Source organism: Alkalilacustris brevis (assembly GCF_003350345.1).
GTDB classification, from domain to species: domain Bacteria; phylum Pseudomonadota; class Alphaproteobacteria; order Rhodobacterales; family Rhodobacteraceae; genus Alkalilacustris; species Alkalilacustris brevis.
Genome location: NZ_QNVJ01000041.1, coordinates 18,819 through 38,435, shown reverse-complemented (window position 1 = coordinate 38,435; position 19,617 = coordinate 18,819). Strand labels below are relative to the sequence as shown.

Annotated in this window: 17 protein-coding genes and 1 other RNA gene; 11 read left to right on the top strand and 7 right to left on the bottom strand. The window is 67.5% G+C overall.

Going from position 1 to position 19,617, the window contains the following annotated elements; all coding sequences use genetic code 11:
• Positions 1 to 208 precede the first annotated feature (208 nt).
• Genes DQ229_RS06030 through DQ229_RS06020 form a run of 3 tightly spaced genes read right to left on the bottom strand, consistent with a single transcriptional unit; the run spans position 209 to position 3,249 of the window.
• Positions 209 to 1,048 carry a CpsD/CapB family tyrosine-protein kinase gene (locus tag DQ229_RS06030; RefSeq protein ID WP_114965373.1) on the bottom strand — a complete coding sequence of 280 codons (840 nt, stop codon included), beginning with the start codon at positions 1,046 to 1,048 and terminating at the stop codon, positions 209 to 211.
• 30 nt (positions 1,049 to 1,078) lie between these two features.
• Entirely contained in the window at positions 1,079 to 2,392 is a 1,314-nt protein-coding gene (locus tag DQ229_RS06025; protein WP_114965372.1) for a hypothetical protein, read from the bottom strand.
• On the bottom strand, positions 2,389 to 3,249 hold the full coding sequence (locus tag DQ229_RS06020) for an ExeA family protein (RefSeq protein WP_114965371.1): 861 nt from the start codon (positions 3,247 to 3,249) through the stop codon (positions 2,389 to 2,391). The genes DQ229_RS06025 and DQ229_RS06020 overlap by 4 nt, the downstream gene beginning before the upstream one ends.
• Before the next feature lie 512 nt (positions 3,250 to 3,761).
• Between DQ229_RS06020 and DQ229_RS06015 the strand changes: the two genes are divergently transcribed.
• Positions 3,762 to 4,433 (top strand): rhomboid family intramembrane serine protease, encoded by a 672-nt coding sequence (locus DQ229_RS06015; protein WP_114965370.1) that lies wholly within the window; start codon positions 3,762 to 3,764, stop codon positions 4,431 to 4,433.
• Positions 4,434 to 4,589: 156 nt separating this feature from the next.
• Positions 4,590 to 4,892, top strand: coding sequence for an FtsB family cell division protein (locus tag DQ229_RS06010; protein WP_114965369.1), 303 nt, complete (start codon positions 4,590 to 4,592; stop codon positions 4,890 to 4,892).
• A 219-nt stretch (positions 4,893 to 5,111) separates the two neighbouring features.
• Here DQ229_RS06010 and DQ229_RS06005 read toward each other — a convergent pair whose 3' ends face one another.
• Positions 5,112 to 5,522, bottom strand: coding sequence for a universal stress protein (locus DQ229_RS06005; RefSeq protein WP_114965368.1), 411 nt, complete (start codon positions 5,520 to 5,522; stop codon positions 5,112 to 5,114).
• 161 nt (positions 5,523 to 5,683) lie between these two features.
• On the bottom strand, positions 5,684 to 7,021 hold the full coding sequence (gene tig / locus DQ229_RS06000; protein ID WP_114965367.1) for a trigger factor: 1,338 nt from the start codon (positions 7,019 to 7,021) through the stop codon (positions 5,684 to 5,686).
• 281 nt (positions 7,022 to 7,302) lie between these two features.
• On the opposite strand from tig, the gene DQ229_RS05995 reads away from it, so the two are divergent.
• Positions 7,303 to 9,090, top strand: a complete 1,788-nt coding sequence (locus DQ229_RS05995; protein WP_114965376.1) for a gamma-glutamyltransferase family protein — start codon at positions 7,303 to 7,305, stop codon at positions 9,088 to 9,090.
• Positions 9,091 to 9,292: 202 nt separating this feature from the next.
• Here the strand turns inward: DQ229_RS05995 and DQ229_RS05990 are convergent, their stop codons facing one another.
• Together DQ229_RS05990 and ssrA are read right to left on the bottom strand one after the other, a co-directional pair.
• Positions 9,293 to 9,769, bottom strand: a complete 477-nt coding sequence (locus DQ229_RS05990; protein ID WP_114965366.1) for an SspB family protein — start codon at positions 9,767 to 9,769, stop codon at positions 9,293 to 9,295.
• A 142-nt stretch (positions 9,770 to 9,911) separates the two neighbouring features.
• Positions 9,912 to 10,264: a transfer-messenger RNA gene (gene ssrA, locus DQ229_RS05985) on the bottom strand.
• Positions 10,265 to 10,389: 125 nt separating this feature from the next.
• Here ssrA and acuI point away from each other — a divergent pair.
• The 8 genes from acuI (at position 10,390) to ruvB (ending at position 19,384) form a co-directional block, all read left to right on the top strand.
• A complete protein-coding gene (gene acuI / locus DQ229_RS05980; protein ID WP_114965365.1) occupies positions 10,390 to 11,379 on the top strand; it encodes an acryloyl-CoA reductase in 990 nt (329 codons plus the stop codon).
• Between the two features lie 376 nt (positions 11,380 to 11,755).
• A complete protein-coding gene (locus DQ229_RS05975) occupies positions 11,756 to 13,399 on the top strand; it encodes a BCCT family transporter (RefSeq protein WP_114965364.1) in 1,644 nt (547 codons plus the stop codon).
• 205 nt (positions 13,400 to 13,604) lie between these two features.
• Complete coding sequence (locus tag DQ229_RS05970) at positions 13,605 to 15,035, top strand: cryptochrome/photolyase family protein (RefSeq protein WP_114965363.1); 1,431 nt, start codon at positions 13,605 to 13,607, stop codon at positions 15,033 to 15,035.
• Positions 15,036 to 15,125: 90 nt separating this feature from the next.
• Positions 15,126 to 16,340: an SAM-dependent methyltransferase gene (locus tag DQ229_RS05965; protein ID WP_114965362.1), complete on the top strand. Its 1,215-nt coding sequence runs from the start codon at positions 15,126 to 15,128 to the stop codon at positions 16,338 to 16,340.
• A 4-nt stretch (positions 16,341 to 16,344) separates the two neighbouring features.
• Positions 16,345 to 16,785, top strand: a complete 441-nt coding sequence (locus tag DQ229_RS05960; protein ID WP_114965361.1) for a TrgA family protein — start codon at positions 16,345 to 16,347, stop codon at positions 16,783 to 16,785.
• A 182-nt stretch (positions 16,786 to 16,967) separates the two neighbouring features.
• The gene (ruvC, locus tag DQ229_RS05955) at positions 16,968 to 17,477 is read left to right on the top strand and encodes a crossover junction endodeoxyribonuclease RuvC (RefSeq protein ID WP_114965360.1); all 510 of its coding nucleotides are present in this window, start codon (positions 16,968 to 16,970) and stop codon (positions 17,475 to 17,477) included.
• The gene (gene ruvA, locus DQ229_RS05950; protein ID WP_114965359.1) at positions 17,474 to 18,157 is read left to right on the top strand and encodes a Holliday junction branch migration protein RuvA; all 684 of its coding nucleotides are present in this window, start codon (positions 17,474 to 17,476) and stop codon (positions 18,155 to 18,157) included. Before ruvC ends, ruvA begins: the two co-directional genes overlap by 4 nt.
• Before the next feature lie 177 nt (positions 18,158 to 18,334).
• The gene (gene ruvB / locus DQ229_RS05945) at positions 18,335 to 19,384 is read left to right on the top strand and encodes a Holliday junction branch migration DNA helicase RuvB (RefSeq protein ID WP_114965358.1); all 1,050 of its coding nucleotides are present in this window, start codon (positions 18,335 to 18,337) and stop codon (positions 19,382 to 19,384) included.
• Positions 19,385 to 19,617 lie beyond the last annotated feature (233 nt).

The window sequence follows — 19,617 nt, the reverse complement described above, 5'->3', positions numbered from 1 at the left end:
ATGCCAGCCAGGTCCCTCCAACCGTTGTGCTATTTGCAACGTCGCAATGCGCCCTCCCGGGGGAAGGTCGGGCGCGGCCCGGGCTGGTCGCCCGGGCGGAACCTGTGGCGGGCGTGGTGTGGAACAGTTTCCCGGTGCCGAGTTTGGAAACGGATTGGCGCGACACTTTTTCAGCAGCCTGCTCTCATGATCGCTGTCAATCCCTTGTTCACGCCCAATATCCCGGCGCGCCCAGGCGCAGCTTGTTCAACACCACGCCCAGCGAATGGGTGTGGCGCGCCAGTTCTTCGGCGCAGCCTTCCAGATCTGGCAAGGCGGTGGCGTCGGCCGCGGCCACCAGAATCGCGCAATCCACCTTGTCGAGAAAGGCCAGCGTGTCGCTGTCCGCAAGCATCGGCGGCAGATCGAAGAGCACCACATCCGGGGCAAGCAGCGCCTCCAGCCGTTGCAGGGTCGCGGCCAGGTCGGCGCGTTGCAACAGGTCTGAGGCGTCGCTTTCCGGCGCGCCGTTCAGCGCCAGGCACAGGCTATCGCCCAGCCGAAGCAGCGGGCCTGTCAGGGGCACGCTGCCGCGCAGCGCCTGGGCGAATTGCGGCGGCGTGCGCAGGCCCAGCATCCCCGCCAGCGCAGGGCGGTGCATGTCGGCCTCGATCAGCAGGATGCGCTGGCCCGGCTGCCGCGCCAGGCTGAGCGCCAGATTGGCCGCCACGGTGCTGCTCCCGCAGCCGGAATCGGGTGAGGTGATCGCCACGCGCCGCCAGCCCTGGGGGCTCATCTGCCGCAGGATCTGGCCGCGCAACTGATCGAACGGGGCGGCCCCTTCGCTGCCGGGCCGGGGGTGAAGGCGGCTGCGCGCGAGTTGCTCGGGCGACGGGTGTATCTCGGGCAGGGCGGCCCACACCGTTTCGGGAGAAGGGCCTTCGGGTGCCGCGGTGCCGCCTGCCGCGGCCCCTCCGGGCGGGCCGTTTCCTGCCCCCTCTCGCGCGCGGGCCAGCGCCGCGCGACGGGCGCGGGCCTTGGCCAGGGCGGTCTGAATGCGGTCAGGCATGGTTTTCCCTTCGGAATTGCGCAATCTGCCTCATCCGGCGATGGCCCGGTGCAGCCCGTCCAGCAACGGCTCGAGCCCCAGAAGCGCCACCGCGCGCGCAAGCAGCACATCGAGCGGCACGACAAGAACATGCACCCCGAACAGCACCATCACCAGCCCGGCGGGCACCACCAGCGCAAGCATCTGGCGGCGGGACTGGCGGCTGCCCTGTGATGCGGGGTCAGGCATCAGCGCAATGGTGACAAGCGGTGCCTGCCCCAGCCGGCGGGTGACGTCGCGCGGGGTGCGCACGGTCTGGTCCAGCGCCTCGGCCCCGAGGATGAAGCCCAGCCCCGCCAGCAGCCCCAGCCCCAGCCCCGCCGCGGCGATCAGCCCGCGATCGGGTGTTTCGGGGCGTTCCGGCGCGCGCGCCGGGTCGAGCAGGGTCAACTGCAGCACAGCGTCGATGGCCTCGCCCTCGCGGTTGCCACTGCCGCTGCCGATGCCGGTGCCGGGCGGGGCGGGGTGCAGCGCCGAAAAGCGGTGCATGGCCGCCTGATACCGGCTTTGTGCCGCATCGCGCGCGCGTGCGAGCCGCGCAAGCGTCACCGCGTTGGCCTCGGCGGCAGCGATGTCGCTGCGCAGGTTGTCCAGCCGCGCCCGCAACGCGGCGGCTTCGGGCGAGGGCGCGTCGCCGCCTGCCGCGACTGGCAGGGCGGCCAGTTCCGCGCTGATCGCGGCGGCTTCGGCGCGCAAGCGCGGCAGGGCCTCGGGCAGCGCTCCGACATGTGCTGCGCGGAACTCGGCCAGCCGCAGGCTGTGTTGTTCCAGCTCGGCGTCGTGGCGGCGTGCCTCGCGTTCGATGATGTCGCGTCGCTGCAGGCTCAGCGCGTCGGGGGCGGCCAGGCTTTCGCGGATCAGCACATCGGCCAGCGCATTGGCGACATTGGCCGCCACGCGCGGGTTGGGCGCGCTGAAGCCCAGGCGCACGGTGAGCGCGTATTCGCCGCCGCCCTCGACATCGAGCGCGATGCGCGCGCGCATGTCCTGCACGATGGCCGCGCTGTCATGCAGCGCCGCGTCATGCAGCGCCAGATCGCGCGAGGCCTCGATCAGGCTGGTGCGCGTGATCAGCCGCTGCGCGATCATGGTGATCTGTGTGCGGACCTCGCGCGTCTCGACTGCGGCGGTGGCCGCGTCCGGCGCATCATTCGGGGCCGCCAGCAGCACTGCCTCGGCGCGGTAGACGGGCGGCCAGAGCACCGCCAGCGCCAATGCCAGCGCAAGCACGCCAAGCGCCAGCAGTGCCGCACCGGGAAGCCGGCGGCGCAGGACGTCGCGGGCATATCCCGGCGTGCCGGTCATTGCGGCACCGGTGCGTGCGGATTCAGCCCGCCGGCAAAGAACACCCCGTCATCGAGCACCTGCATCACGGTCGCGCGCCGCACCCTGCGCTGCCCGGCAGAGAAGGCATAGGTCATGGACAGGTCGCACAGCTGGTTGACCAGACGCGGCACGCCATTGGTGGCCTCCTGCACCAGATCGGCGGCCTGGCGGCTGAACAGGTCGGGCTTGCCCCCGGCCACGGTCAGCCGGTGCGCGATATAGCCCAGCACGGTGGGCGCATCCATTGCGGGAATATGGTAGTTCGCCGCCACGCGCTGGGCGAACTGGGTCATGTCGGGGCGGCGCACGGTGTCGCGCAACTCGGGCTGGCCAACCAGGACAAGCTGCAATAGCTCGTCCTTGTTGGCGTTGATATTGGTGAGCATCCGCAATTCCTCAAGCGCCTCGCGCGAGAGGTTCTGCGCCTCGTCGATCGCCAGCAGCACGCGCCGCCCCTCGCCGTATTCGTGGATCAGGTAATGCTGAAACCTGTCGAACAGCACCACATCCGAGGCATTGTCGGGCGCCTCGAGCGAAAGCGTGGGCATCACCCAGCGCAGCAGGTCGCTGGTGCCGCGCCGCGCATTGGCGATGAAGCCGACCGAGACATCCTCGGCCAGACCGTTGAGGAAATGATGCAGCAGCGTGGTCTTGCCCACGCCGATCTCGCCGGTGATCAGGGTAATCGGGGCACGGGTGACAAGCCCGTATTCCAGCATCGCATAGGCGCCGCGATGGGCGCGCGACCAGAACAGGAACTCCGGGTCCGGCACCAGCGAAAAGGGGCGCTGTGCCAGGTTGAAATGCTCGAGATAAATGTCCTGCGTCGGTGCCATGCGCGGCGCTGTGCCTTCTGCCTGATGCCTTGTTCCGTGCCACCCGTCGTGCCGGCCTTGCCCGACGGAGCGCAGCACCTTTTTACGTCTATACCGCAGCTTGGGAACCAAAACCAATCAAGGGGCCGTTCCACGGCAGCAGGCTGGCAGAATTGCGACCTTTTCCGGGTAATCCTGTTGCAGGGCCTGCAACGCGCCGCGCGGACATGCCCGGGGGCGCAAACTGCGCTTTCGATTGTTTCTCGCGCGGCGATAATGCCCGCTGCTGGCAGCAATCGTTGAGGATTTTGCGGAGTATGCGCGATACTGTGTCGTGACTACTGCAAGGTTGCGTTGGCCCTGGCACGGTCCCATTTCCGAAAATCGCGACAAGGATCAAGCTGCTACCAGGCGCCTGTGGGGCGGAGTGGACGCCGATATGCGCAGTGCACCCGCGAGGCGGGCTTTCGCGCGGTCGCGCGGGTGCTTGGTTGCCACTTGCCCCGCGCCCGGCGCGGTGGCATTGGGGGCGGATGCGCAATCGCCTCGCTTCGCCCGGCCCGATGGGCACCCGCCCCAACACCCCTGCCGTGATCTGGCTGGTTGGGCTGACCTGCCTGCCCGAGATCATCTTCACCCTGGCCGGCAGCGGGCTGATCGGGGCCACCGGGCTGCGCAACTGGGCGGTGGCGCACATGGCCTTCTGGTCGGGGCTGCTGCGCGGATGGGAGGGGCTTTACCCCTTTCAGCGCGAGGTGATGTTTCTCAGTTACGCAATGGTGCACGGCAACCTGTTGCATCTGATCGGCAACATGGTCGCGGTGCTGGCGCTGGGCGGTATCGTGGTGGCGCGCGCGGGGCAACGCGGCTTTCTCATCGTTTATGCGCTCAGCGCGATCGGCGGGGGCCTGGGCTTTGCGGTGCTGGGGCCGGTGGAGATTCCGATGGTGGGCGCCTCGGGCGCGGTGTTCGGCCTGTTGGGCGCCTGGAAATACTGGGAGTGGCGCGACCGGCGCGCCGTGGGTGCAGACATGCGCCCGCTCTGGATGTCGCTGGCGGGGCTGGCGCTGATCAATGTGGTGCTGTGGCTGGCGCTGGCCGGGCTGCTGGCCTGGGAGGCGCATCTGGGCGGCTTTGTCGTGGGCTGGGCCTGGGCGGCCTTTGTCACCCCGCCGGCGCGCCGCGGGCCGGCCGAATTCCGGTAGGCATCCGGCGGCGTGCCGCGCGCCCCGGTATGGCCAATGCGTCACATATTGCGCCGGTTGCGCGATTTCAGGGATTCACGCGCGGCGCTGGCTGTGGCATCCTGACCGGGAAGCGCGCCCGCCAGAGGCGCCCAGAGGCGCAATGCGAGGCAGATCATGCAGCAGAACCGTTTGCGCCCCGCGCTGGGGCCTGTCCTTTTCCTGATGCTGGCCTTCATGCTGGGCAGTTACTTCACCTTTGCCGCGGTGCAGGGCAATAACGGCATCTTCCAGCGTATCGAGACCGAGGCCGAGATCGCCCGCCTGACCGAAACCCGCGACCGGCTGGCCGCCGAACTCGGCCAGATCGAAAACCGCACCCGGCGGCTTTCCGACAGCTATCTCGACCTCGACCTGCTGGACGAGCGCGCGCGCGAAGTGCTGGGAATGCTGCGCGCCGATGAGGTGGTGATCCGCTGACATCCGCGGCCGCCGCGCACGCTTTCGGGCCGCGCGCCTTGTTGCCGGCGGGGGCCTGCGGCGCGGATATTTTTTTTCACAGTGAAGGGCAGGGGGCTTTGCACCATCCTCCGGCTGCCCCCTTTGCCGGCGGGCTTTGGCGCCCGTGGCCGGTGGCGTGCCCCGGGGCCGCAACGGGCGCGGCACCGGGGGAAGGCGCGCCCGCAGGGCCCCGCGGTTTCAGCGCGAGATCAGCACCGAGCATTGCGCATGGCGCACCACGCGCGCGGCGGTCGAGCCGATGAAATAGTCGCTCAGGCCGGGGCGGTGCGAGGCGATCATGATCAGGTCGGCCTCGTTGTCTTCGGCGCATTGCAGGATCTGGCCCGAGGCCGCGCCGCGGCGCAGTTCGACCTGGATGTTGCCCTCCACGCCATGCGCGATGGCCTTCAGCTCGACGCGGGATTCGGCCTCGCGGCGTTCGTTCAGGTCCTGGGGCATTTCGGCGGCGACATAGGTGGGAATCTCTTCGAGGACATGGAGCAGGCGGATCTCGCCTCCGTCGTCGAGCAGCTTCAGCGCCTTGTCGAGCAGTTCCTTGCCCAGTTTGCCGTGGCTGATGTCAACGGCCACGATGATTCGCTTGTACATGTCACTTTCCCTCCTGTTCGCAGTACAACATTCTGATACGCGCAAAGGTGTAGGGGCAAGGGGGCAGATAAACCTTGATCTGGCGCAAATAATTTCCCGGCAACGGGAAAGGGGCGCCAAAGCTGGCGCCCCTTGTTGCAGTCTTCGGTCATCGGCGGCGGTTACGAAGGGGAGTCCTCCATCGCCTCGATGGCCCTTTGCAGATCGTCCTTGCTGACCTCTTTCTCGGTCACTTCGACCTGGCCGATGATGTGATCGACGACCTTGTCCTCGAAGATGGGCGCCCGCAGTTGCTGCTGCATCTGCGGGTTCTGCTGGATGAACTCGAAGAACTGGCGCTCCTGCCCCGGATACTGACGGGCCTGCTGCATCACCGCCTGGGTCATTTCCTGATCGGTGACCTCCACCTCGGCCTTGCGGCCGATCTCGGCCAGCAGCAGCCCCAGGCGCACCCGGCGCTCGGCCAGTTTCACATGCTCGTCGGTGGGTTCGATCTCGGGGTGGTCGTGGCCTTCGACCTCGGGGTTTTCGTCGTGCCAGAGCTGATGCGCGATCTGCTTGGCCTCGGCTTCGGCCAGGCTGGGCGGCAACTCGAACGAGACCAGATCGTCGAGCGCATCGAGCAGCTTGCGCTTGAGCACGGCGCGCGCGGCCTGGCCATACTCGGCCTCGAGCCGCTCGCGGATCTGGGCCTTGAGCGAGTCCAGATCCTCGGCGCCATATTGCTTGGCGAGTTCGTCGTTGATCTCGGCGGGTTTGGGGGCCTTCACCGCCTTGACCGTGCAATCGAACACGGCCTCCTTGCCGGCCAGATGCTTGGCGCCGTATTCCTCGGGGAAGGAGACGGTGACAGCCTTTTCATCGCCCGCCTTCACGCCGACCAGCTGCTGCTCGAAACCGGGGATGAACGAATCCGAGCCCAGCACCAGCGGGTAATCCTCGGCGGCGCCACCCTCGAAGGCTTCGCCATCGACCTTGCCGACGAAGTCGAGCACCACCTGGTCGCCGTCTTCGGCCTTGGCCTTTTTCGGCTTGTCCTCGAAATTCTGCGCGCTTTTGGCCAGATTCTCCAGCGCCTCGTCGACGGCGGCGTCATCGGCCTTCACGGCCAGACGCTCGAGCTTGACGCCCGAGAGGTCCAACTCGGGGATTTCGGGCAGCGCCTCGTAGGACATCGAGACGGTCAGGTCGTCGCCTTCCTTCCAGTCCTCGTTTTCCATCTTCACGCTGGGCTCGCCCGCCGGGCGGTCGCCACTGGATTCGAAATGCTCGCGCATGGCGGCATCGATGCTTTCCTGCATCGCCTCGCCCATCAGGCGCTGGCCGAACTGCCGCTTGAGCAGGGCAAAAGGCACCTTGCCCTTGCGAAAGCCCTTCATTTCAACCTCGGGCTGCGCCTCGGCCAGCTTCTCGTTCACCTTCGCGTCAAGCTCATTCGCCGTCACCGTGATGGTGTAGCCGCGCTTGAGGCCGTCTTTCAGGGTCTCGGTGACCTGCATCTCATTCCCTCATGCTCATCGAAAAACAGGCCGCGCGGGCGCAGCCGTTGAAACTCCCGGCGTTCATATTGGCCGCCCCGCGCGCATTCAACCCTGAATCGGGCGATTTCCGACGCCGCAGGACGCAACGGAGCGCCGCCGGGCGGTCGTTCGGGTGCGTTTCGCGCACATATCCGCCTGGCCTGCCCATTGCGGTGCGCGGCCGGACAGGCAATAAGGTGGCACGATCCGACCCGCAGCTTCGGCAATTCGTGCCTGTTAACAAGACCAGGAGTGTCCGCATGTCAGCCCGCTTTACCACTCGCCCGGAAATCAAGGGGTATTTCGGTGTCGTCACCTCGACCCACTGGATCGCGACCGCCGTGGGGATGCGGATGCTCGAACTGGGCGGCAATGCCTTTGACGCAGCAGTGGCCACCGGCATGGTGCTGCAGGTGGTCGAGCCGCATCTCAACGGCCCCGCCGGCGACATGCCCGCGATCCTGCATTCGGCGCGCACCGGCAAGACCGAGGTGCTGTGCGCGCAAGGCCCCGCCCCGGCCGGCGCCACGATCGAGGAATACACGGCCCAGGGCCTCAAGGTGATTCCCGGTGACGGGCTTCTGGCCACGGTCATTCCCGGCGCGTTCGATGGCTGGATGCTGATGCTGCGCGATCACGGGCGGCTGAGCCTGCGGCAGGTGATGGAGCCTGCGATCTGGTATGCCGAGAAGGGCCACCCGGTGCTGCCCGCCGTTGCGGCCACGATCCAGCGGCTGGGCGATTTCTTCCGCGAGAACTGGCCGACCTCCTACGAGACCTGGCACCCGGGCGGGCGGGCGCCGCAGGCCAACGAGAATGTCTGCAATCCGGTGCTGGCGCAGACCTGGCAGCGCATCCTCAAGGAAGCCGAGGCGCGCGAGGGGCGCGAGGCGCAGATCGACGCGGCGCGCGACGCGTTCTACCGGGGGTTTGTGGCAGAAACGATCGGTAACTGGCTGGAAAAGACCGAGCTGCCCGACCATAACGGCCACATGCACCGTCCGGTGCTGACGGCCCAGGACATGGCCGGATATTCGGCGCATTACGAGGCGCCGCAGACCTACGATTACCACGACTGGACGATCTGCAAGACCGGCCCCTGGGGGCAGGGGCCGGTGCTGTTGCAGGCGCTGGCACTGCTCAAGGGGTTCGACATCGGCGCGATGGACCCGCGCGGAGTGGATTTTGTCCATACCGTGACCGAGGCCAAGAAGCTCGCCTATGCCGACCGCGAGGTCTATTACGGCGATCCGGAGTTTTCGAAGGTGCCGATGGATGTGCTGCTTTCGGATGCCTATAACGACGAGCGCCGCAAGCTGATCGGCGACACCGCCAGCCTCGAGCTGCGCCCGGGCACGGTGCCCGGTTTCGAGGATCAGCGCGCACGCACGATGGCCGTGCTCGATGAGCTTAGCCCCAACAAGACGGTCTATGAGCCCACGATGGAGCATCTGGCCGACCGCAAGGGCGACACGGTGCATATCGACGTGATCGACGCCGAGGGCAACATGGTCTCGATCACGCCATCGGGCGGCTGGCTGCAAAGCTCGCCCACGATTCCGGGCCTCGGCTTTTGCCTCAATTCGCGCGCTCAGATGTTCTGGCTGCGCGAGGGGCTGCCGACATCGCTGGCGCCGGGCAAGCGGCCGCGCACCACGCTCACGCCGGCGCTGGGGCTGCACAAGGGCCGGCCGGCGATGGCCTTCGGCACCCCCGGCGGCGACCAGCAGGACCAGTGGCAGCTTTCCTTCCTGCTGCGCATCATCCATCACGGCATGAACCTGCAGGAGGCGATCGACACGCCGCTGTTCCATTCGATGCATTTCCCGGCATCCTTCTATCCGCGCGGGCGGCGGCCGGGGCAGATGCTGCTGGAGGAAAGCTTCGGTCCCGAGGTCATCGAGGGCCTGCGCGCGCGCGGGCACGGGGTGGACGTGTCGGACCCGTGGACGATCGGCCGCCTGACCGCGGCGCTGCGCGAGCCTGACGGGTTGTTGCGGGCCGCTGCCACGCCGCGGCTGATGCAGGCCTATGCCATCGGGCGGTGAGGCCGGTTCGGCAGGTTGCGGCTTCTGGCGCCGGCGCAAAATGCGCGGCGGCGCCACCTGAAGGCCTTTGACAGCGCGGCCACATCCGCGGCATCCGGCGCATTGCCGCCGCGCTTTGCAAAGGTAATTGCCGAAAAGGGCCACGCGCCGGGCAGGCGGCCGGCTTGGCCGGTCAGGCCTTGGCGTGGCCCGGCGGGCCGGGTTACTTGCGGAACTTGTCCAGGCTGACGACTTCGGCCTCGCGCGGGGTGTCGGGCGTTTCCTCGGCCACCGACATGGGCGCCTCGGCGTCGTCCTCTTCCGCGCTCTCCTCGTCTTCGTCGTCAATCTGGGTTTCGAAACGCAGCCCGAATTCCACCGAAGGATCGACAAAGGTGCTGATCGCATCGAAGGGCACATAAAGCCGTTCGGGTGCATTGCCGAAATTCAGCGTGATCGCGAAGCCTTCCTCCTCGACCACCAGGTCCTCGAACCAGTTCTGGATGACGATGGTGATCTCGTCGGGATACCGCGCGCGCAGCCATTCGGCCATTTCGACATCCGGATGGTGGGTGTTGAGCGTGATGAAGAAGTGGTGATCGCCGGGCAGCCCCTCATGCGCGATGCCGTCCAGCACCTGACGGATCAGCCCGCGCATCGCGTGGTGCATCAGCGTGCCATAGTCGATCGCGTTCGCCATGCTGCCAGACCCCATCGAAGCACTTGCCGTAAAAACTGACGCCAGCATAAGGGATTCGCGCCTGAAGGAAAGGGGCGTGCGCGGAGGTTTTTCAAATCTGCCGCGGGTGGATGAGACGGGGAATGAGATGGTGGTGCGGTAAAGTGCAGGCTTCTGTTGCCAGGTGCCTGCGAACCCCGCCTTACGCGGCTAAGCGCAAGGGCTTAAGTTTCGGTTTCGTTGCCGCTTACGCAGCAACAGCCACCGGAGCACGGTTGTCGTTGGCAACTGTACTTTGCGGACCGATAACGGTGGTACCTCACCGGGACAAAGCCAACCCCTTTAGACGTTCGTCGATCCTGTTTCGGCCCCATCTGCCCCCAACGAAGGGATTTCTGGTGGAGCCGCCGGGTACCGCCCCCGGGTCCGATCCGCTTATTACGGGCGCGTTTATGTCCATAGTTCCGTTGCCGGAACACTCTGGATATACGCAGCGCGCCCGCCCGGTTCAAGGCCCGTGCATTCTGCGCGCGGCTGTCCCTATCGGCGCAGGGGCAAAGCGATTACCATTCCTGCATGTCGAGTCACGGCGTGCCGGGCGGGGCTTGCCCCTGGCGCGCGCAGAGCAGGGAGAGCAAAGTTTGTTCAGGGCGCTGGTGGTGGAGAAGACCGAGGACGGCAAGACGCAGGCAGCGGTGCAGCAGCTCGATGAAAGCCGCCTGCCCGAGGGCGATGTGACCGTCGCGGTGGAGTATTCGACGCTGAATTACAAGGATGGGCTGTGCATCGGCCCCGGCGGCGGGCTGGTAAGGAGCTATCCGCATGTGCCGGGCATCGATTTCGCCGGCACCGTCGAGGCATCAGACGATCCGCGCTACAAACCCGGCGACAAGGTGGTGCTGACCGGCTGGCGCGTCGGTGAGGTCCACTGGGGCGGCTATGCCGAAAAGGCACGCGCCAAGGCCGACTGGCTGGTGCCGCTGCCCGAGGGGCTGACCACCCGGCAGGCCATGGCAGTTGGCACCGCGGGGCTGACCGCGATGCTGGCGGTGATCGCGCTGGAAGACCATGGTCTGCGCCCCGGTCAGGGCGAAGTGCTTGTCACCGGCGCCTCGGGCGGGGTGGGATCGGTCGCCACGGCGATCCTGGCGCAGCTGGGCCATGAGGTCGCGGCCGTCACCGGCCGACCCGAGCAGGAGCCGTATCTGCGCGACCTGGGCGCCAGCCGCATCGTGCCGCGCGCCGAACTGGCCGAGACGGTCAGGCGCCCGCTCGAATCGGAAACCTGGGCGGGCTGTGTCGATGCGGTGGGCGGCGCGATGCTGGCCCGCGTGCTGGGGCAGATGAAATATGGCGCGAGCGTCGCGGCCGTGGGGCTTGCCGGTGGGGCCGATCTGCCGGCCACGGTGGTTCCCTTCCTGCTGCGGGGGGTGAAGCTGCTGGGGATCGAGAGCGTCATGTGCCCTTATGACGCGCGCCTGCGCGCCTGGGCGCGGATCGTGAGCGATCTGCCGATGGACAGGCTGGAGGCGATGGTCGAACCTGCGGGGCTGGAGGATTTGCCCCGGCTGGGCAATGCGATTCTGGCGGGCCAGGTGCGTGGCCGCGTCGTGGTGGATCCGCGCAGCTGAGATCGTGGTGGACCCGCGCGGCTGAGATCATCCGCGCGCCTGACGCCATGTTGCCCGGCGCATGCTGGCTGCGGCCGCGGTGCGAAGCCCCGGCGTGCGGTGCCTGTGGCTTGTGTCGGATGCCTTCGGCGAGGATATTTTCGTCACAGTGAAGGGCGCAGGTCGCGCGAGGGCGGGGCGGCGCCCGCTCTTGACCTGAGGGTCTTGCGTGTTACCCCTGTAGAGAGGCTGCGTCGTAATAGCGCAGCCGGACTTCGTTTCTGGCCGCAAAGGCCGCGCCGGTCAGGCCATTCTGGAGGCCGGGAAACGCAATCGTGCCCGACAGCAGGCCGCGAGAAGCCCGGGCGGGCAAGAACACGCTATCAGGAGGGAACAGATGTCGGAGACAAATGGCCAGGGCATCCCCGAGCCGGAAGGCCAGACAGATGTCATTGAGACCGAATACGAGATCGGTCAGGACAATATTGAACCGAAGATCGGGCCTTTCGGGCTTGATATTCACAACCCTGTTTTCGTGGTTTCCGGGCTGGTCGTGGTGGCGTTCGTCCTCATCACGCTGGCGTTTCAGGACGCGGCCGGGCCGGCCTTTGGGGCGGTGCGGGGTTTTCTGACGTCGAACCTGGACTGGTTCTTTCTGATGGCAGGCAACATCTTTGTCGTGGTCTGCCTTGCGATCCTGGTGTCGCCGCTGGGCAAGATCCGCATCGGCGGCAGCGAGGCCACGCCCGATTACGGCTATCTCGGCTGGTTCGCGATGCTGTTCGCCGCCGGCATGGGGATCGGGCTGATGTTCTTCGGGGTGCTGGAACCCGTCTACTACTTCGGCACACCGTGGGGCGATCAGCCGCTGGGTCATCCGTTGGGCATTGTCGATGGCGAGCTGGCCGACGCGGCCACCATCGAGGCGGCGCGGTCGATGGCGATGGCGGCCACGATCTATCACTGGGGGCTTCACCCCTGGGCGATTTATGCCATCGTGGCGCTGTCGCTGGCGCTGTTCGCCTATAACAAGGGTCTGCCGCTGACGGTGCGGTCGATCTTCTACCCGATCTTCGGCGAGCGGGTCTGGGGCTGGACCGGCCATGTCATCGACATTCTGGCGGTCTTTGCCACGCTCTTTGGTCTGGCGACCTCGCTGGGGCTGGGCGCGCAGCAGGCCAATGCCGGGCTGGAATATGTGTTCGGCATCGGCGTCAACACTACCGTGCAGGTGATCCTGATCGCGGGGATCACGGCGATCGCCCTGATTTCGGTGTTGCGGGGTCTCGAAGGCGGCGTGAAGCGGCTGTCGGAGATCAACCTCATCCTGGCCGTGGTTCTGATGCTTTTCGTGTTCATCGTCGGGCCGACGGCGTTCCTGCTTACGGGCTTCTGGGATACGACGGTGTCCTATGTGCGCGAGATCGTGCCGCTGTCGAATCCGGTGGGCCGCGAGGATGACGGCTATCGCCAGGGCTGGACGGCCTTCTACTGGGCCTGGTGGATCAGCTGGTCGCCTTTCGTGGGCATGTTCATCGCGCGGGTCAGCCGTGGCCGCACCGTGCGCGAGTTCATCACCTGCGTGCTGATCATCCCCACCATCGCCTCGATCCTGTGGATGACCGTCTTTGGCGGCTCCGCGATCGAGCAGATCGTGTCGGGCACGGGCGATGCGGTGCGCAGCTATGTGATCGACGCCTATCAGCCCGAGCTTTCGCTCTTCGGGATGCTGTCGGAACTGCCCCTTGCCCCGATCGCGTCGTTTGTGGCGATCGTGCTGGTGATCGTGTTCTTCGTCACCTCGTCGGATTCGGGCAGCCTGGTGATCGACACGATCACCGCGGGTGGCAAGATCGACGCGCCGGTCACGCAGCGGGTCTTCTGGGTGATCTTCGAGGGGATCGTTGCCGCGACGCTGCTGATCGGCGGCGGGCTGGTGGCTTTGCAGGCGGCGGCGGTCTCGACGGGCTTTCCGTTCGCGATCGTGCTGTTGCTGGCCTGTTACGCGCTGGTCAAGGGGCTGTTGCAGGAGCCGCGCTGAGCGGCGTCTGCCAGTTGCATTTGCCTCAAGCCGCCCGGCCGCCACGGCGCCGGGCGGCTTTTTTCTTGGCTGGCCAGGGGCCCGCGAAAGGCTGTTTCGCACCCGGCTGTTCTTGACCCTGCCGGGCGCGCGCTAGATCTCCTCAGGGCCGGCAGATGGGGCATTCCGGCGGCCTCGGACAGCATGGCAGCACAAGGCGCAAGGTATGAGCGGCAATTCGGGGGTCATCTGGTGGGTGCGGCGCGATCTGCGCCTGTCCGACAACGCGGCCCTGCTGGCGGCTTGTGCGCGGGCGCGGGAAACGGGCGGCGGGGTGATCCCGGTCTTCGTGCTGGACGGGCCAGCCGAGGCGCTGGGCGCGGCGCCGCGCTGGCGGCTTGGGCTGGGGCTGGAGGCGCTGGCGGATTCGCTGGCGGAGCGCGGGTTGCGGCTGATCCTGCGCCGGGGCGCGCCGGGCGCGCAGCTTGGGCGCCTTGCCCGCGAGACCGGCGCGGGCGACGTGGTCTGGAACCGCCTCTACGACCCCGAGAGCCGCGAGCGCGACACCCAGGTCAAGCAGGCACTGCGGCAGGCCGGGCTGTCGGCGCGCAGCTTTGCCGGGCACCTGCTGCACGAACCCTGGAGCGTGGAGACCGGGCAGGGCGGGTTCTACCGTGTCTACAGCCCCTATTGGCGGGCTGTGCGGGGCCTGCCCGTGCCCGCGCCCGAGGCGGCGCCCGCCGTTATTCCCGCGCCCGCGCAATGGCCGGCAAGCGACAGGCTGGCCCACTGGCGGCTGGGCGCGGCGATGAACCGGGGCGCGCCGGTGGTGGCCCGGCACTGCCGGGTGGGAGAGGCGGCGGCACAGGGGCGCCTGGAGGCCTTCATCGACGATCGGCTCGATGATTACCGCGCGCGGCGCGATTTTCCTGCCGAAGGGGCGACCTCGGGCCTGTCGGAGAACCTGACATATGGCGAGATCTCGCCCCGCCGCCTGTGGCATGCGGGGCGCGCGGCGATGGAAGAGGGCCGGCCGGGGGCCGAGCATTTCCTGAAGGAACTGGTCTGGCGCGAATTTGCCTGGCACCTGATGTATCACACCCCCCATATCGCGGAGCAAAACTGGCGCGAGGGGTGGGAGCGCTTTCCCTGGCGCGGCGACAACGCGCAGGCAGAGGCCTGGCGGCAGGGGCGCACCGGGGTGCCGCTGGTCGATGCGGCCATGCGCGAGATGTATGTCACAGGCACCATGCACAACCGTGCGCGGATGATCGCGGCCTCATACCTGAGCAAGCATCTGCTGACCGACTGGCGAGTCGGGCAGGCCTGGTTCGCCGAATGCCTGGTGGACTGGGACGCGGCCTCGAACGCGATGGGCTGGCAATGGGTGGCCGGCTGTGGCCCCGACGCCGCACCCTATTTCCGCATCTTCAACCCCGAGACCCAGGCCGCGAAATTCGACCCGGAAGGCAGATACATCGCGCGCTTTGTCGCGGAACTGAGCGATGCGCCGGGGCGCGAGGCGCTGGATTTCTTCGAGGCGGCGCCGCGATCCTGGGGGCTTTCGCCCGAACAGCCCTACGCGAGTCCGGCAATCGGGCTGAAGGAAGGGCGCGCCCGTGCGCTGGCCGCGCATGAGGCGCTGCGCGGGCGATAGCGCCGCGATTATGCGCACCGGGCGCGGCAATTCTTGCTCGATATGCGTTTAATCGCTTAAGTTGTAACAAAACCGGATGGCTGGGACAGGATGCAGGTGATCACTTCTCTTCAAGGGCAGGCGGGCCTTCCGCGCTATTTCGCGCAGGTTCACGCGATGGCCGCCAGGATGGCCAGGGGGCGGCTGGATATCGTGCTGGACGATGGCCGCCGCTTTCGGCTCGAGGGGGCGCAGCCCGGCCCGGTGGCCGAACTGCATGTGCATGAGACCGATCTTTTCGCACGGCTGCTGCGCGAGGGCGACCTGGGCTTTTGCGAGGCTTACATGGATGGCTGGTGGTCCACGCCGGACCTTCAGGCATTTCTCGACCTGATCAGCGACGGCAATGAGGCGCTTTACGATCACTACCCCGGCAGCCGGGTGGTGCGGGTTCTGGAACGGCTTCGCCACTGGCTGCGTTCCAACAACAAGTTCCAGGCGCGCCGGAATATCGCCCATCACTACGATCTGGGAAACGATTTCTACCGGCTGTGGCTGGATGACAGCATGACCTATTCCTCGGCGCTGTTCCACACCGGGCAGGAAAGCCTGGAAAAGGCGCAGGAGCAGAAATACGCGGCAATGGTCGATGCCATCGGCGCAAGGCCCGGCGATCATGTGCTGGAAATCGGCTGCGGCTGGGGCGGCTTTGCCGAATATGCCGCGCGCGAGCGGGGCCTGAAGGTGACGGGGCTGACCATCTCGCAAGAGCAGCATGATTACGCGGTGGCGCGGATGGCCCGCGCGGGGCTGTCGGAACAGGTCGAGATCCGGATGCAGGATTACCGCGACACGCGCGGGCAATATGACGGCATCGCCTCGATCGAGATGTTCGAAGCCGTGGGCGAACGCTATTGGCCGGTATATTTCGATACGCTGCGTGAGCGGCTCAAGCCCGGCGCGAAGGCCACGCTGCAGGTTATCCTGGTTCCGGACGAACGTTTCGGGAAGTATCGCAAGGGTGTCGATTTCATCCAGAAATACATCTTTCCGGGCGGGATGCTGCCGGGGCCGGGCGTGCTGCGCGAACAGGCCCGCCGCGCCGGGCTTGCGGTGGCGGGGTCGCAGGAATTCGCCGACAGCTACAGCCAGACGCTGCGGCGCTGGCACGCCACCTTCAACAACCGTTGGGAGGACATCGCGCAGCTCGGCTTCGACGAGCGCTTCCGCCGGATGTGGAACCTTTACCTGACCTCTTGCGCGGCGGCCTTCCGCAGCGGTATCTGCGATGTGACGCAGATCACGCTTTCCCGACCGGCGAGGTGACCCCATGCCCACAGCGGCCAAGCTCGTTGCCGCAATAGCCTTTGCCGCCGTGGCGTTCCTGGCCGCCGAGGCCTTCAAACCGGAAATGCCGGAATGGACGGTGTTCGGGGCGTTCTCGTTCATCTGCGCGGCATTCGGGGCGTTTTGCGGCTGGCGGATCAGCGGCAGGCGCGCGGGGCGCGGCTGGCGGGTGGCGATGGGCGTGGGGCTGACCAGCGCGCTTTGCACGGCGGGTGTGGCGCTGGTTTTCTTTTCGGTGCGCGAGATGCTGGTCCGCTCGATGAACCGGCGCTTCGACGGCCCGCTCGAAGCCGCAGTCGGCACCTTCGGCATCGCGCTGGAATATGGCGCGCTGATGCTCACCGCCCCGGTGCTGGGCATCCTTCTGATTGGCGGCATTCTCGGCGGGCTGCTGGCCGAGGTCGCCGCCCGGCGCTGGAACTGAGGCGCTGCGGCACAGGCCGGGCGCCCCTGGGCGAAATGCCGTCAAGCGCGGCGCGGGCAGGGTCCGGCAACCTTTTCCATCCCGCGCGTGCCGCGACGGGCCTTGGCAGATGTTCTCTTTTCGTGCTAGTCAGGGCCCAAGAACGACGGCGAAAGCAGGCAAGGCGGGGCAGGGGCATCATCATGCGGGTTCTGGGCATCGATCCGGGTTTGCGCAACCTCGGCTGGGGCGTGATCGAAAGCGCGCGCGGCCGGATGCGCCACATCGCCAACGGGGTGCTGCATTCGGAAGGCGATGACCTGGCCACGCGGCTGCACAGCCTGCACAGCCAGCTTGCAGCCGTGGTCGCGGCGCAAAGGCCCGATTGCGCGGCGGTCGAACAGACCTTCGTCAACAAGGACGCGGTGGCCACGCTCAAGCTGGGCCATGCGCGCGCCATCGCGCTGCTGGTGCCCGCGCAGGCGGGGCTGAGCGTGGGCGAATACGCGCCCAATGCCGTCAAGAAGGCCGTGGTCGGGGTGGGGCACGCGGCCAAGGTGCAGGTCGATCACATGGTGCGGCTGCAATTGCCGGGCGTACAGATCGCCGGGCCTGATGCCGCCGATGCGCTGGCGGTGGCGATCTGCCATGCCTTCCAGATGCAGGCCTCGGGGCGGCTGGCGGCGGCGATTGCCGGAGGGGCGGGGCGATGATCGGGCGCATTGCCGGGCGGCTTGACCATTTAGGTGCCGATCATGTGCTGATCGACGTGCAGGGCGTGGGCTATGTCGTGCATGTCTCGGACCGGACGTTGGCGCAGATGCCCGCGCCCGGTGGGGCTGTGGCGCTTTATACCGATCTGGTTGTGCGCGAGGATCTGCTACAGCTTTTCGGCTTTCCCACCATGGCCGAAAAGGAGTGTCACCGGATGCTGACCACCGTGCAGGGGGTGGGGGCCAAGGCCTCCATGGCGATCCTGGGCACGCTGGGCGCGGCGGGGGCGGTGCAGGCGCTGAATCTGGGCGACTGGGCCGCGCTCAAGGCCGCGCCAGGGGTGGGGCCGAAACTGGCGCAGCGCATCACCAACGAGTTGAAAGACAAGGCGCCGATGCTGATGGCGATGGCCAGTGCGGGCGCCACGGCACAGGCCGGTGACGCCAGCGCGCCGCCGTCCACCGCACCTGCCGGTGCCGACGCGGCGGCTCTGGTCGAAACTGTCCCGCAACCGACCGCGCGCGCGGCCAGCGCCGAGGCGCTTTCGGCGCTGGTCAATCTGGGCTATGGCCAGTCGGAGGCGGCGGGCGCCGTGGCGCAGGCCGCGCGCGAGGCGGATGAGGCCGACACATCCGGCCTGATCCGCGCCGCGCTGAAATTGCTGGCACCCAAGGGGTAGCGCGATGCAAGACTGCCCGCAGATTGCTGAAATGCCTGCCGTGCCGGACGGGGGCGATCGGTTGAGAAGGCCGACGGTATTTCCCTGTCCAGGCGTTCCGAACCGATCAGCCGAATTTGGTGTCAGCCCCCGCAGGGCTGCGCGGCTTCGCCCCGCAATTCGAGGACAGAGGCGGCCATGACCCCCCCCGACCCGACCCTGCGCCCCGATCCGCGCCCCGAGGACGCGCCCGAGATGGACAAGGCCCTGCGCCCGCAGGTGCTGGACGAGTTCATCGGCCAGGCCGAGGCCCGCGCCAATCTGCGCGTCTTCATCGAAAGCGCCCGGATGCGGGGCGAGGCGATGGATCACACGCTGTTCTACGGCCCGCCGGGCCTGGGCAAGACGACGCTGGCGCAGATCATGGCGCGCGAACTTGGCGTGGGCTTTCGCATGACCTCGGGGCCGGTGCTGGCCCGCGCCGGCGACCTGGCGGCGATCCTGACCAATCTCGACGCGCGCGACGTGCTGTTCATCGACGAGATTCACCGGCTGAACCCGGCGGTGGAAGAGGTGCTTTACCCTGCGCTCGAGGATTTCCAGCTCGATCTGGTGATCGGCGAAGGCCCGGCCGCGCGCACCGTGCGGATCGAGTTGCAGCCTTTCACGCTGGTGGGCGCGACCACGCGGCTGGGGCTCCTGACCACGCCCTTGCGCGACCGTTTCGGCATTCCCACCCGGCTTGAGTTCTATTCCGAGCTTGAACTGGCCGAGATCGTGACCCGTGGTGCCCGCCTTCTGGGCGTGGAGGCCGAGGCCGATGGCGTGGCCGAGATCGCCAAACGCGCGCGCGGCACCCCGCGCATCGCCGGGCGGTTGCTGCGCCGGGTGGTCGATTTTGCCCTCGTTGAAGGCGACGGGCGGCTGACCCGCGCGCTGGCCGACAATGCGCTCAGCCGGCTGCGGGTGGACAAGCTGGGGCTCGACGGCGCCGACCGGCGCTATCTGACGCTTCTGGCCGAGAACTACGGCGGCGGGCCTGTGGGGGTCGAGACGATCTCGGCCGCGCTGTCGGAAAGCCGCGACGCCATCGAAGAGGTGATCGAGCCCTTCCTGCTCCAGCAGGGGCTGATCGCGCGCACCCCGCGCGGGCGGATGTTGGCCAGCCGCGCCTGGCGGCACCTGGGCCTTGCCCCCCCACCGCGCGAGAATGGCGGCGGGCAGGGCGCGCTGTTCGACGGGGAGTAGACCCTTGCCCGGCTCTGGCTGAAGGTCACCGTCTACCGACACGGGCGAGCCACGCGCGGCCAGGCCCGTCCCCGCTACGCCAAAGGCGCGCCATGTGCCTCATCTGGGGGTATACGCTCCGAACTTGCGCCGCGCCTGCCCCTTCACTGTGAGAAAAATATCCCCGCCGGAGGCCCCCGCGGGCAAGGGGCGCGCGGCGGGCCTCCTGCCGGGCCAGGGCTTGATACAGGCGT